Raw genomic sequence first — 14,001 nt, forward strand, 5'->3', positions numbered from 1 at the left:
TCACGGATGCATTTGGACTGTGTTGCCGTGTGGATGCAACACGCGGGGAGGGACGGCAGCTGTGCACTGAGCGCAGTGAGAGCGGTGGTGAACTCGCTGCCGCAGCTTGGCACGGCGCGGCCGCTACGCTAGTTTCCTGCCATCTCATTTAGTGGAAACAAGCGTTCATGCGGGCGGTGCATTTTTGGAAAAGCGGCGTCTCGGCGGCCTGCGCTGCAGTGCTCGGCGCGTGGCTGTGCGTGGCGCCGGCTGGCGCCATCGAGTTGAGCCGGGAAGTCAGTGATCTCTACACCTCGGTGTCGATCTATCCGCCGTCGTCGGGTTCCATGACCATCTGCTACGGCTTCGTGTGCCGGCGCCGCCATGTGATGGATTTCACCACGGCCGACCGCGCGGCGCTGTCCAAAATCATGGTTGCGGGCAATGCTTCGGCAGCGGCGGAACGCGCGGCGGTGCAGAAGGCGGTGGTGTGGTTCGATCGTCGCGTCGGGCCGGTGATCGGTACCGACAAGCGCATTGCCAATGCGGACTTCCGCTATTTCGACGACAAACACAATTTCGATTGCTGGGACACCACGCGCAACGTCACCAGCCTGCTGCTGATCATTCAGGATTGGGGATTGCTGAAGCATCACACCGTGGGCAATCCGCGCTATCGCGGCAACGCGCTGGTGCTGCAGACCCCGCACAACACCGCAGTGTTGCGGGAGCGTGCCACGCAGGGCGAATGGGTCGTTGACCTGTGGACGCGCGGCTATATGCAGGCGCCCGAAGTCAAGCTCGCCGATCAGTGGGTCAAGGAAAATTGAGTGTAGGGGAATGAGCGCCGACGCGCTGCCGAAGCAGGCGCGTGGACTTCAAGTTAGGCTAGAGCGCACACCGCGGATCGAATTAGCGCAATCTGCGTGAACCTGATTGCGTCGCAAGAGGGGAAACCTTTGGGGTAACCGCTCTTGCCGAATGCGCTCTATGTTGTTGAAACGTGATCTTTTCGGAGACTAGCCTGGATTAATCGAGGGAGCGATCCGGATCACGCCGTCGCATCAAACCTTGAGGTTCTCAGCCGAGGTCTTGCCGCGGTTCGCGACTTCCTCGTATTCAACGGTCTGTCCTTCGTTCAGCGAAGAAAGACCAGCCTTCTCAACTGCCGAAATATGAACGAACACGTCCTTGCCGCCATTGCTGGGCTGGATAAATCCGAAGCCCTTGGTGGCGTTGAACCACTTCACAGTACCTTTAGCCATCACGTCGTCTCCGCGGGATTAAAAAACATAACGAATTGTCGGTCCCCGCAAACCGGCATATCCGACATGCGCACGATAACTGCTCCCTGCCAAGTGTGATAGCGGAAACGACGTGCAAAAATTGACGAAACACGCCGGTATTTTCGTATTTTCAACGATTTAGCCCGTTTTCGAGGCGTTTTGACGCGTCCAAAGGTGATCCGCATGCATTGCTGCGCTGCGGTCGCGGCCGATTGCAAGCGATTCTAGGTTGTAGCCTGTCCCCCGGGCCGTCAGCCTGCGACCTTTTCCGCCTGTGCTACCAGCGCGGCCAGCATGCGCGCGTCGGTCATGGCGTGCACCGCCATCGGCTCGAGCCGGCCGCGGATCGCCACCTGCTGCGCAGACGGGACATCGCGGGGATGGAGGCCGGCCATTGTGCAGACGTCCTGCGAAACGATCGCCTCGCAGGCAAGGCTCTTGGTGAGGTCCTGCAATCGCGCCGCGACGTTCACGGAATCGCCAAGCGCGGTGAACACCATGTGATCGCGATAGCCGATATCGCCGATGATGACTTCGCCGCCGTGAATGCCGATGCCGAAGCGCAGCGGGTCGGGCAGATCGTGCTGCAACGCCTTGTTCAATTCCTCGATATTGGCGCCAATCATGGCTGCGGCGCGCAGCGCCTGGCGCGACGCGGTGGGCGGATCGCAGGCGAGGCCGAACAGCACCAGGGCGCCGTCACCGATGAACTGGTTGGTTTGGCCGCCGCAATCGCTCACTGCCTGCGAAACCGCGGCAAGGAAGCGGTTGACGATGAATACGGTGTCGAACGGCAGCCGGTGTTCGGCGAGGATGGTAGAGCCGCGCATGTCGACGAACATACTGACCAGATAGCGCTCCTGGCCGATACGCTGCGGGCGCGAAGCGTGCGCATTGGCCGACATCGCGTGCGGTGTCAGGAGCTGAAAGAATGAGAGATCGGCGGTCGGCCTCAACTGGCAGGCGAGGCGAATGGCCGGGTCGGTGCCGACGCCGATGCGGCCGAGCACGAAAGCCTCGCGCGGCGACGGCGCGGGCAGGGTGCTGGTGTCGCCGATGACCCGGATGCGGCAGGTCGAGCAACGCGCGCGGCCGCCGCAGACGCTGGCATGCGGAACGCTGAAGCGCAGGCTGGCTTCCAGGATGCTCAACCCGACCGGCACGCGGATAGTCCGGCTATCGCTGTAGGACAGCCGGATCATGCCAGCACGGCGCTCGGCGACAAAGCGAATGGCGCGTCCAGCCAGCGCCAGAACGAGCAAAGCGAGATAGAAGGCGAGCAAGGCGTTGGTGATATTCTCGAGCGCTTCCTGCTGCGGCGGGGTGCCCATTTCACCGATCGACAGGTTCTGCTTTTGCCATTCCGGTGAAGCGCTGTCGCGTACCACGGTGCGCCCGCCCTGATACAGGCCGAGCAGCGCGAGCGTCGGAATCAGCACCGCGAGCGCCAGCAGCCACGGCGCGGCGGCTTGGAAGAACCCCTTCAGCCGCAGCCAGAAATACAATCCGATGCAGCCGTGCACCCACGAGATCAGGATGGTCAGGTAGATCAGCCACATCTTGATCGGTATCGACACCCAGTAGGTATAGAATGCCTGCTCATAGCCGCGCTCCTGCTCGAACAGCACGTGGCTGAGCCGCATGCCGACGATATGGGCGACGATCAGCGCAGGGATGCTGAGACCGAGGATCAGTTGCAGCGGCTCGATCGCCTTGCGGTGAAACTGCCGCCGCTCGTACAGCGCCCAGATGCCCAGCCCGATATGGATCGTCGCCGCGCCGTAGAACGTGAAAGCGACCGGCCCGAACTGCCAGAACTCCATGTGCCAGTGCACGCCGATGGCCATCGCCTTGAGCGAGATGTTGCCGAGTGCGTGGTTGAGGAAATGGCTGACCAGATAGGCGAACAGTACGAGGCCGCAGGCCAGCCTGACCTGCCGCAGGCTGACGGCGCGGAGGAAGGAGACGGGTTTTGCGGAAGTGATCTCGGTCATCGGATCCGTTCATGGGGCGTGGCGGGATGGGCCGCAGGCCACTCCCGATACCATGCCCGTCGTGGGCAATTTGCGCCAGTAGTCAACACGTTGACAGGCGGCCCGTCGCCGCCCAAAAGCTCGGCGATGACGATATCCTCCGCCCTGCCAACCCTTGAATGTAACGTGTCGCGCCGCGCCTTGTGGACGATCGGCGCGCTGCTGGTGGCGCTGACGTCGATGCGGCTGCTCTATGCCGGGCTGTTCGAGCTGCGCACCGACGAGGCCTATTACTGGACCTGGTCGAAGGAGAGCGTGCTGTCGTTCCTCGACCATCCGCCGATGATTGCCTGGTTCATTCGGCTCGGCACCTGGATCTTCGGCGATACCAGCCTCGGCGTTCGTTTTGCCGGCATTGTCGGCATGCTGGCGACGCAATTGCTGCTGGCCGACATCGTGCGGCGGGTGACGCAGGATCTGCGCGCCATGCTGGTTGCGGTGTTGCTGCCGGAGGCGGCGTTGTACTACGGGCTGCTGACCGCCAAGGTCGCGCCTGACGTCGCGATGATCCCTTTCGCGATGGCGATGATCTGGTCGCTGGTGCGCCTGGTCGAGAGCGATGACGCGCGCTGGTGGCTGGCGGCGGGGCTGTTCGCCGGGCTGGCGCTGCTGTCGAAGCTGACAGTGGTGATGCTGGCGCCCGCCATCCTCGCCTTCATGCTGGTGCCGGTGTGGCGCGGGCGCTGGCTGCGCAGCCCGTATCCGTGGCTGGCGGTGCTGATCGCGTTCGTCGTGTCATCGCCGGTGCTGATCTGGAATGCCGGGCACGGCTGGGCGTCGTTCAAATTCCAGTTCGTGCGCGCCGCGTCCGATCATGAATTCTCGTGGCGGATGCTAGGCGATTTCATCGGGCTGCAATTCGGCCAGGTCGGCTTCATCGTACTGCCGGTGGTGCTGTCGGCCGTCGTCCTCACGGCGTGGCGCGGCTATTCCAGGCGCGAGCCGGTGGCGATCCTGCTCTCCACCGCCGTGCTGGCGCCGTTCGGCTACTTCCTGTGGAAATCGCTGACGCTGCGGATCGGCGACACCTGGCCGATGTTCATGTGGCCGCCCGCTTTCGCGGCCGCGGCCATCAACGTCTCGATGATCCGCCGCGGGCAACCCGCGCCGGGCATGATGAAGTCGGGTGTCGCCTGGACTCATGCGGCGATTGCCTCGGGCATTCCGCTGGTCGTTTTGGTGTTTCTGTATTGCGTGGCGAGCCCGTGGAATTTGATCGGCAAGAACGATCCGATCGGCGGCGAAGCCGGCTACCAGGGGCTGGCCGACCGAGCGTTGGCCGAGATGTCGAAAGCCAATGCCAGCTGGATTGCGACCTCGGACTACCGCACCTACGCGATGCTCCGCTGGCATTTGAAGGACCGTGTGCCGGTCATCCAGGTCAACGAACGCGCCCGCTTCCTCGGCTTCCACGATCCCGGCTTTGCGGCGATCAAGGGCCGCGCCGGGCTGTACATTGCGCAGACCGCCGACGACAACCGCGCGCTGTTGGCGTCGACGACGGCGGTGCTGGAACCGCTGGCCACGGTCGAGACCACGTTTCGCGGCGTCGTGATGAAGACCTACCGGATCGAAAAGCTCACAGGCTGGACGCCTGAGCTCAACCCGGAGCCCGGCACGCCGTTCTATCGCTGGCCGAACCTGGCGATGTCGTTCGGCATTCAGTTCGCGCAGCTTCGTTAAAGTTTTTGCCTGATTCATGCGTCCGTCCTACAAGCTCTCCCCTCATCCTGAGGAACGGTCGTCTTCGACCGCGTCTCCAGCGAATGGCAAGGCCATTAGCTCGGGATGGGCGGCAATCGCTTCATGGTTCGAGACGCGCGTTAGAACGCGCTCCTCACCAGGACGGAGCGTCTGGCATACTCCAAACCAGACTAGCTCTCCTCGCCATCCCGCTTGCGCAACAGGTCCTTCGCGAGGTCGGCGAGCGCCGGGCGCGGCAGTGCGGTGAACGGCAATGGCCGCGTCACGTCTATGGCGGCCAGTCCCAGACGCGCTGTGAGCAATCCGTTGAGCACGCCTTCGCCGAGCCGCTGCGAGAGTTTTGCCGCGATGCCGTGACCGAGCACCTGCTGGATCATGCTGTCGCTGGCGGCCATGCCGCCGGTGATGGCGAGGTGCGAGATGGTGTGGCGCATCAGGCGGATCATGCCGAGCGTGCCCGGCCGGCCGCCATAGAGCCGCGCCAGCTGCCGCACCAGCCGCAACGCTGCCGCGAACACGAACAATACGTCGATCAGGGCACGCGGGCTGATCGCGGTGACGATCGAAACGCGCTGTGCCGCCACCGATACCAGCCGCCGCGCTTCGATATCCAGCGGCGACATCAGCTCGCGTTCGGCAAGCTTGATCATGTCGGCGCCGTCGATGATGTCGTCGGCATGGCCCTGCAAGGCGGCGCGAGCGCGGGCGAGTTGCGGATTGCCGTGCGCGATCTTGAGCAGGTCCTGCACGATGACGCGGCTCTCGGCGCGGTCGTCGCTGATGATGGCGGCGAGCGCACGTGCGTGCAGTCTCTCGATCGTCGCAAGCCGTGACAGGCTGCGCGCCTCGCGGATGATGATTACCACCAGCGCCAGCGTGGCGAGCGCAGCCAGGGCGACGCCGAGGAAGCCGAGGCCCTGATTATGCGCGAACAGGTCCTCGACCAGATTGGCCAAGCCAAGCCCGAGGCCCATCAGCACCAGACCGCCGAGCGCGCTCCAGAACAAGGTGCCCCAGCGGAAGCCGGATCGGGCGACAAGCGTCGTCTCGGTCACCACCGGCATCGCCATCGGATCGGCCTCCGGTGTGATGCGGATCGCGCCGCGGGCGAGGCGGCCGGAATCCTCGTCGGCCTCCATCAAGGTGACGTGGGGATCGTCGAGCCGGAAGGTCGCCGGCCGCCGCGGGTTCGAACGTTCGGTCATTGCAGCCTGTCTCCGATCAGGAACTGGAGCGCGCGGTCGAGGCGGATGTGAGGCAGCGCCGGCTCCTCGTTGCCGTTGCGCTCAAGCAATGGCGGGCGAAAGCGCAGGAAGCGATAGTCGGCCTTGTCGGCTGCGTCAGTCGACAGGCCGCGAAACGCGCCGCCTTCAAACAGCCTGTCGAGATCGGTCGGCAGGTCGCCGGGAAAGGTCGCGACTTCGGTTTCGCCGTCGAACGCCTCGCCATTGGCGAGTTCGCCCTTGGCCGGCGTGCCGATGATCGACGGCAATTTCTCGTGACCGCGCTGCACCAGCGCCTCCTTGGTCGCGCGGACAGCGGCAAGCGCCACGACATCGACCGCAGCGCCCGTCAGTTCGGAACGCGCCACCGCCTTGCTGACGGTTCGCCGCAGCACGGCTTCCAGCCGATCGTGGCTGAGATGGTGCAGGTGATCGGCTTTGGTCGCGGCGAACAGGATTCGATCGACGCGCGGCCGGAACAGCGCGCTCAAGATCGTGCTGCGGCCGATGCGGAAACAATCGAGAATGCCGGCGAGCGCGGCTTCGAGATCATGCAACGCTTCGGGACCTGCGTTGAACGCAGAGAGTGCATCGACCAGCACGATCTGGCGATCGAGCCGCGAGAAGTGATCGCGGAAGAACGGCCGCACCACCACGTCCTTGTAGGCCTCATAGCGCCTGCGCATCATCGCCCATAGCGAGCCGTCCTGCGCGTGGCCTTCAGGCAGGTCGAGCGGCGCGAAGGTCAGTGCCGGTGAGCCCGCGAGATTGCCGGGCATCAGGAAGCGGCCGGGCGGCAGCAGGCTCATCGCGAAGCGATCGTCGCGGCAGGCGCGCAGATAGTCGGTGAAAAGCCTGGCCGATATCAGCGTGGCCTGCTCGTTCTCCGGCGCGTTGGGATCGAGCGTCGCCAGATGCGCCAGGAACGCGGCGGCCAGTTGCGCGCGCGGTCCCCGCCGCGACAGCGCCAGACTCTCGGCCGACCATTCCTCGTAGGTTTTGTTCAACAACGGAAGGTCGAGCAGCCACTCGCCGGGATAATCGACGATATCCAGCGTCAGCTTTCGCTCGGCACCATTGTTGCGCTGGTAATCGATGACGAGGCGAAGCTCGCTGATATCGACGGTCGAGTTCGGCCAGCGCCGCTCCTCAATGAGGGTGCGCAGATGTTCCTCATAGGCGAAGCGCGGAATGTCGTCGTCGGGCTGCGGCGACAATCGCGCACCCGCGATCCGCCCGGTGGCGAGCGATTCGAATACCGGAAAGCGGCCGCCGCGGGTCAGGCCATGCACCAGCGCGGTGATGAATACTGTCTTGCCGGCGCGCGAAAGGCCGGTGACACCGAGCCGCAGCGTTGGATTGAACAGACCGTCGCCATAATCCAGCAGCGCCCGGGCGGACAGCCGGGCTTCTTCGACGAGTTCGGACAGGCTGGGCATGGAGGGGAGAACTCTCAGAGCAGAATGAGACAGACGGACTTCCGAAAAATGGCGATTGTCCGACCAAAATCAACCATGTCGCCAAAACGCCGCAACCTTGTCACGTGCGCTTCGTTGACCTGCGCCGGCCCATGATCTATCGCTGAAATCGACGGGGAAAGTTATTGAACGTTACTGGGCTTGGGCAAGCTCACCAACGCGGCCGGGTCGACTTCATGGCGATTTTCACCTTCAAGCAACTGACCACCGATACCGCCCATCGGGTGGCAGGCGCGATCCGCTGGAACTACGACCGCGCCGAGTTGATCGCCGACGGCATCGTCCACGGACTTGGCGTCTCCTTCGGTCTGGTTGCCGCCACGGCGTTGATCGTGCTCGCCGCGGTTTTCGCTTCCGCCTATGAGATCGTGACCGCTTCGGTCTATGCCGCCGGCCTGCTGGCGATGTTCGGCTTTTCCGCCGCCTACAATCTGTGGCCGGTGTCGCCGCGCAAATGGCAGCTGCGCCGGTTCGATCATTCTGCGATCTATCTCTTGATCGCCGCGACCTACACGCCGTTCTTTGCGCAGATGAAGGATGGCTGGCTGGCCGCCGCGTTGCTCGCCGGGGTGTGGGGCGTGGCCGCGCTCGGCATTGTGATCAAGCTGAATTATCCCGGCCGTTTCGACCGTCTCGCCGTGCTGCTGTATCTGGCGATGGGTTGGTCCGGCCTGATGGCCTATGATGCGGTGTTCACCACGCTGCCGACGCTGGCGGTGTGGTTCATCGCGATCGGCGGCGCGCTGTATACGCTTGGCGTCGTGTTCCACGCCTGGCAGCGGCTGCGCTTCCAGAATGCAATCTGGCATTCTTTTGTCCTGCTCGGCGCCGCATGCCACTATACGGCCGTGCTCGACATGGTGCTGAGCACCTAAGAAACTTCAGGGGAGTGCGGCATGCAGGTGACCGGCAAGGTCGTCGTCGTGACCGGTGGCGCCAATGGCATCGGCCAGGCGCTGTGTGAGACGTTCCACAAAGCAGGGGCTGCGAAAGTTGTCGTCGTCGATCTCGATTTTGAGCGTGCGACGGCTGTCGCGGAGTCCATCGATGGCGCCGCGTTTCGGTGCGACGTCGGCCGCGAGGCGGATATTGCGCATGTGATCGCCGAGACCGAGAAGCAGTTCGGGCCGATTGCGCTGTTCTGCTCCAACGCCGGGATCGGCGGCGGCTTCGATCCGCTGACGGTGAACGCCGGCGGCACGTCGGATGAGCCTTGGGAAAAGAGCTGGGCGATCCATGTGATGGCCCATGTCTATGCCGCGCGGCACCTGATCCCGCTGATGAAAGCGCGCGGTGGCGGATACTTCCTCAACACGATTTCGGCGGCGGGCCTGCTGTCGCAGGTTGGCAGCCCGGCCTATTCGACGACCAAACACGCGGCAGTGGGCTTTGCGGAAAATCTCGCGATCTCGCACCGCGCGGACGGCATCAAGGTTTCGATCCTGTGCCCGCAGGGCGTCGAGACCAACATGCTGAAGTCGATCCCGAAGGGCCCGCAATCCGGCGATGGCGATCTCACGCCGCTCAAGGTGGCGCAGGATGCGCTGGCCGGGATCGAGGCAGAAACCTTCCTGATCCTGCCGCACCCGCAGGTGATCGACTACATGCGCAAGAAGACCGAGAACTACGACCGCTGGATCGGCGGCATGGCCAAGATCCAGGCGAAGATGCGGGAAGAGTTCGGGGAGAAGTGAATAGAGGGGAGGGCACCCCACCCTGTTCCGCATCCGCTTTGCGGACTGCTGGCCGGCCCGCCCCCTCAAAAGGGGAGGGTAAGAAAGGGCTATTCCGCCGCTTCGAGCTTCGGCGGCTTCGGCCGGATCACCGGGACCGGCGGATCGAAGGCCTGGATAGGCGGCAGGTTGCCGGTGAATTTCTCGACATTCACGGTGGTCAACTGCCCCGTGCAGCCCTGTGCCAGACTGGACGTGCCGGTATCCCGCGTCAGAACGTTGGGATTGCCGTGCACGCAGAGCGACATCTCCTCGGTCGGGTCCTGCGGATCGTACCAGGCGCCGGTCGGCAGCTGCACGACGCCGGCCATCACGTCTTCGGTGACGACGACGGCGGCAAGGCACGAGCCGCGCGGGTTGAACAGCTTGATGATATCGCCGTCCCTGATGCCCCGTGCTTCCGCGTCTTTCGGGTTCAGGCGCGCGACTTCGCGGCCGCGGCGTTTTTCGGCCGCGCTATGGCCGCCGAAATCGAACTGGCTGTGCAGTCGCGACGCCGGCTGGTTGGCGACCAGCTGCAACGGGCTCACCTCGTCCACCATGTCTTCCGGCGCCATCCAGGTGGGATGGCCGGGGCAATCCGCATAGTTGAAGCCGGCGATGGTGGTCGAATAGATCTCGATCTTGCCGCTGGTCGTCGGCAGCGGCTTGCCGACCGGATCCTCGCGGAATGCGCGCAGCGTGCCGCCGTCCAGCGGCAGCTGCGGCAGCATCACTTCGCCGGCCGCCCAGAAGGCGTCGAAGTCCGGCGCATCCAGTCCCTTGGCCTTCAGCCCGTCATAGGTCGGCTGGTAGAGATGCTGCAGCCATTCGCGCGGGCTGCGGCCTTCGGTGAAGGCGTCGCTTGCGCCGAGGCGCTCGGCGAGGCCGGTGAAGATCGCGTAGTCGTCGCGCGCTTCGCCGAACGGCTCCGCCATCTGGTGCATCGCGACCATCATCGGATCGGTTTGCGAGCTGCCGATGTCGTCGCGCTCCAGCGTCATGGTGCAAGGAAGCACGAAGTCGGCGTGACGCGCGGTGGCGGTCCAGGCGAGGTCATGCACCACCAGCGTATCGACCTTCGCGAAGGCACGCTTCAGGCGGTTGAGATCCTGATGGTGATGGAACGGATTGCCGCCGGCCCAGTACACCAGCTTGATATCCGGGTAGTTCATCTTCGAGCCGTTGTAGTCGAACGGCGCGCCGGGATTGAGCAGCATGTCGCTGATGCGCGCCACCGGGATGAAGTCGGAGACGCCGTTCTTGCCCTGCGGCAGGCCGGCGATCGGCACCGCATTCTGGCGGCGGCCGTAGTTGGCGATGGCGCCGAGCGCGTAGCCGAAGCCGCCGCCGGGCAGGCCGCTTTGGCCGAACATAGCCGACAGTACCGAAGCCATCCACACCGGCTGCTCGCCGTGCCTGGCGCGCTGCAGCGAATGCGCGACCACAAACAAGGCCCGCTTGCCGGGCAGGCGTCGCGCCAGCGCCAGAATGTCGTCCGCCTTGAGCCCGGTGATCCCGGAGGCCCAGGCGGCGTCCTTCGGCAGGCCGTCGCTGCGGCCCATCAGATAGTCCTCGAAAATATCCCAGCCGTGGCTGTGGCTGTCGAGGAAGGCGCGGTCATGGGTGCCGTCCGTCACCGCGGTGTGCGCGATGCCGAGCATCAGCGCCACGTCGGTGCCGGGGCGCGCCGGCAGCCATTCCTGGTTTACTTCGTCGGGCAGGTCGCTCTTCAACGGCGAGATCAGCACGAACTGCGCGCCACGCTGGCTCGCCTTGATCATGTCGCCATGCTCGGTGTGGCGGCTGATGCCGCCGCCCGCGACGCGGGAATTCTTCACATTCATGCCGCCGAAGGCGAGCACGATGTCGGTGTGCTCGACGACCTCGTCCCAGCCGATATTGCGCCGGGTCATGTCCTCGTAGTTGCCGAGGATATGCGGAATCAGCACCGTCGAGGCGCCGGCCGAATAGCTGTTGACCGAGCGCACATAGCCGCCGACGGCGACATTGAGGAAGCGGTGGATCTGGCTCTGCGCGTGATGAAACCGGCCGGCTGATGACCAGCCATAGGAACCGCCATAGATCGCCTTGGCGCCGTGCTGGTCCTTGACGCGCTTCAGCTCGCCGCCGAGCAGGTCGAATACCTCGTCCCATTCCATCTCGACGAATTCATCGCGGCCGCGACGATCATCCGGGCCGGGGCCGTTTTCGAGCCAGCCGCGACGAACCATCGGCTTGGCGATGCGCGCCTTGTGGCGCAGCGCCTCGGGAAAATTCTGGATGATCGGGTTCGGATCGGGATCGATCGGGTGCGGCGTAATGACCAGCTTGCCATCGACCCATTGGCCAGAAAAAGCGCCCCAGTGAGAGCTGTGCGATTTCGCTGGCGTGTCCTTGACTTGCTTCGTCATCAAATAATTCCGTGATTCCGTGCCTCAGTGCTTTTTGCCATATAGCACGGGGACGGCGGAATCGACGATGACTTCGACAAGGCTGACGCCTGCGTGTTGCAGGCTGCGTGACAACGCAGGCGCGAGATCCGCAGCATTGCTCACGCGAACGGCATCGCAGCCCATTCCTTGCGCAATCTGCACGAAGTCGAGACCGGGCAGGTCCAGCCCCGGAACATTGCGCACCTGCATGACCTGGCTGAACGAGCGCATCGCGCCGTAGCCGGCGTTGTTGATGACTACGACGGTCAGCGGCAGCTTGCGCTGGGCGGCGGTCCACAGCGCCTGGATCGAATACATCGCCGAGCCGTCGCCGATCAGGCAGACCGTGCGGCGATCGGGATGCGCCAGTGCCATGCCGACCGAGGCGGGCAGCGAGTGGCCGAGCCCGCCCGAGGCCATCGTATAAAAGCAGTCGGCGCCGCGCATAGGCATGAATTTCTGCATCGCCGGGCGGTGCGACGGCGCTTCCTCGACCAGCATCGCATCATCCGGCATCGCCTGCGCCAGCGTGTGCAGGAGGTAGTCGATCGGGATCGGATCGGCAGCGACGGGGGCGGGCGGGAGAATGCGCCCGGTGGCGACGGCGCGCTTTGTCGCGGGCAGCAGGTCGAGCAGCATCGAAAGCGCCGGCTTCATCGTGGCGATGATACTGCTGCCGAGCGGCATCACCGCGGCCGAGGTCGCGTCGTCGGTGATCTGGAAGATCGTGGTGTCGCCGTCGAAGATCGGTGCATGGCCCTCGACATGAAAGGTAAACACTGGCGCGCCGATCACCACCACCACGTCATGCTTGCGCAGCGCATCGGAGAGCTGCGCCGGCGAGGCGTGCAGGAAGCCGCAAAATTGCGGATGGCGTTCCGGGAAACTGCAGCGCGCCGAAAACGGACTGACCCAGACGGCTGCTCTGGTTTTCTCAGCAACCTGCACCATCAGGTCCACGGCCTGCGCGCGATCGATGGCGGGGCCGACGATCAATGCGGGGTTTTTGGCGTTGCCGAGCGCGGCGACAAGCTCGTGCATCGCGGCGGCATCGGGGCCGATGTCCCGGCTGATCGCGCGCGCCGCAATCGGCTGCGCCGGATGGGTCCAGTCGTCGATCGGCACCGATACGAAGGTCGGGCCGCAGGGCGGCTGCATCGCCACGTAATAGGCCCGTGCGATCGCCGCGGGGACGTCCTCGGCGCGGGCCGGCTCGACGCTGTACTTGACGTAAGGCCGCGGGAATTCCGAGGCGCGCTCGGCATAGAGAAACGCCTGCAGCGGCAGGATACTGCGCGCCTGCTGGCCGGCAGTGATAACCATCGGGGTCTGGTTGCGATGTGCGGTATAGATGTTGCCGAGCCCGTGGCCGACGCCGGCAGCGGAATGCAGATTGACGAACGCCGCATTGCGCGTCGCCTGCGCATAGCCGTCGGCCATGCCGATCACGGTGGCCTCCTGCAGGCCGAGCACATAGTCGATGTCGTCCGGCCAGTCCGACAGGAACGGCAGTTCGGTGGAGCCGGGATTGCCGAACACCTTCTTGATGCCGAACGCACGGATCAGGTCGAGGGTGGCGTCCTTGACGGTGACGGATTTTTTCGCGGGTTTTGTGGTGTTACGGGCCAATGGCATTTCCCCAGAGTGCGGCGTTGAACTCGCCGCGATTGAATTTGGGGACGATTGATCAGGGGATGGGCACGGGAGTCAACTATCGGCGAGGGCTGCGCGCTCCGCGATTGTCATTCCGGGATGCAGCAGACGGCGGAGCCGGCTGATGGAGACCCGGAATCCGGAGATGGGATGAACATCTCGAGGTTCCGGGTTCGCGCTCGGCTCGCGCCGCGCGCGCTCTCGGAATGACAGCGCTTGCTTCTACCAGCTCGCCGTCGCCTTCATGGTTGGCGCGCCCTTGTCGTTGGCGGTCCAGACCTCAAGCCCATCGGCGGTCTCGTTGGCATTCACCGAGAATTCCGCGCCGTCGAACAATGGCTGCACGCCGCGATAGCTGAACTTCGCCGGCGGCTTGCCGCCATGCAGCTTCGCGGACAGCTCCACCAGCAGTGCCGCCTGCATCGGACCGTGAAACACCAGGCCGGGATAGAACTCGACCTTGGTGACATAGTCGCGGTCGTAATGGATGCGGTGGCC

10 protein-coding genes and 1 pseudogene are annotated in these 14,001 nt (G+C 64.4%); 4 read left to right on the top strand and 7 right to left on the bottom strand.

Going from position 1 to position 14,001, the window contains the following annotated elements:
* Window positions 1-167 precede the first annotated feature (167 nt).
* Window positions 168-809 (top strand): hypothetical protein, encoded by a 642-nt coding sequence (locus JWQ24_RS18515; RefSeq protein WP_299811200.1) that lies wholly within the window; start codon window positions 168-170, stop codon window positions 807-809.
* Between the two features lie 234 nt (window positions 810-1,043).
* Here the strand turns inward: JWQ24_RS18515 and JWQ24_RS18520 are convergent, their stop codons facing one another.
* Complete coding sequence (locus JWQ24_RS18520) at window positions 1,044-1,244, bottom strand: cold-shock protein (RefSeq protein WP_143576103.1); 201 nt, start codon at window positions 1,242-1,244, stop codon at window positions 1,044-1,046.
* A gap of 272 nt (window positions 1,245-1,516) precedes the next feature.
* Window positions 1,517-3,259 (bottom strand): adenylate/guanylate cyclase domain-containing protein, encoded by a 1,743-nt coding sequence (locus tag JWQ24_RS18525; protein ID WP_299811203.1) that lies wholly within the window; start codon window positions 3,257-3,259, stop codon window positions 1,517-1,519.
* A 219-nt stretch (window positions 3,260-3,478) separates the two neighbouring features.
* On the opposite strand from JWQ24_RS18525, the gene JWQ24_RS18530 reads away from it, so the two are divergent.
* The gene (locus JWQ24_RS18530; RefSeq protein WP_299811244.1) at window positions 3,479-4,981 is read left to right on the top strand and encodes a glycosyltransferase family 39 protein; all 1,503 of its coding nucleotides are present in this window, start codon (window positions 3,479-3,481) and stop codon (window positions 4,979-4,981) included.
* 191 nt (window positions 4,982-5,172) lie between these two features.
* Here JWQ24_RS18530 and JWQ24_RS18535 read toward each other — a convergent pair whose 3' ends face one another.
* Both JWQ24_RS18535 and JWQ24_RS18540 read right to left on the bottom strand, forming a co-directional pair.
* A complete protein-coding gene (locus JWQ24_RS18535) occupies window positions 5,173-6,207 on the bottom strand; it encodes a TIGR01620 family protein (protein ID WP_299811206.1) in 1,035 nt (344 codons plus the stop codon).
* Window positions 6,204-7,664 carry a YcjX family protein gene (locus JWQ24_RS18540; RefSeq protein WP_299811209.1) on the bottom strand — a complete coding sequence of 487 codons (1,461 nt, stop codon included), beginning with the start codon at window positions 7,662-7,664 and terminating at the stop codon, window positions 6,204-6,206. Before JWQ24_RS18540 ends, JWQ24_RS18535 begins: the two co-directional genes overlap by 4 nt.
* A 215-nt stretch (window positions 7,665-7,879) precedes the next feature.
* Between JWQ24_RS18540 and JWQ24_RS18545 the strand changes: the two genes are divergently transcribed.
* Complete coding sequence (locus tag JWQ24_RS18545) at window positions 7,880-8,578, top strand: hemolysin III family protein (RefSeq protein ID WP_299811212.1); 699 nt, start codon at window positions 7,880-7,882, stop codon at window positions 8,576-8,578.
* Between the two features lie 21 nt (window positions 8,579-8,599).
* A complete protein-coding gene (locus JWQ24_RS18550) occupies window positions 8,600-9,397 on the top strand; it encodes an SDR family oxidoreductase (RefSeq protein ID WP_299811214.1) in 798 nt (265 codons plus the stop codon).
* Window positions 9,398-9,486: 89 nt separating this feature from the next.
* On the opposite strand, the gene JWQ24_RS18555 is transcribed toward JWQ24_RS18550, so the two are convergent.
* The 3 genes and pseudogenes from JWQ24_RS18555 to JWQ24_RS18565 form a co-directional block, all read right to left on the bottom strand.
* The gene (locus JWQ24_RS18555) at window positions 9,487-11,829 is read right to left on the bottom strand and encodes a molybdopterin guanine dinucleotide-containing S/N-oxide reductase (RefSeq protein ID WP_299811217.1); all 2,343 of its coding nucleotides are present in this window, start codon (window positions 11,827-11,829) and stop codon (window positions 9,487-9,489) included.
* Between the two features lie 24 nt (window positions 11,830-11,853).
* Window positions 11,854-13,485, bottom strand: coding sequence for a benzoylformate decarboxylase (gene mdlC / locus JWQ24_RS18560; RefSeq protein ID WP_299811220.1), 1,632 nt, complete (start codon window positions 13,483-13,485; stop codon window positions 11,854-11,856).
* 240 nt (window positions 13,486-13,725) lie between these two features.
* A pseudogene (locus JWQ24_RS18565) lies at window positions 13,726-14,001 on the bottom strand (protein dehydratase); the annotation flags it as partial.

Origin of the sequence: Tardiphaga sp., from assembly GCF_028290495.1 — a bacterium.
Taxonomy (GTDB): Bacteria; Pseudomonadota; Alphaproteobacteria; order Rhizobiales; family Xanthobacteraceae; genus Tardiphaga.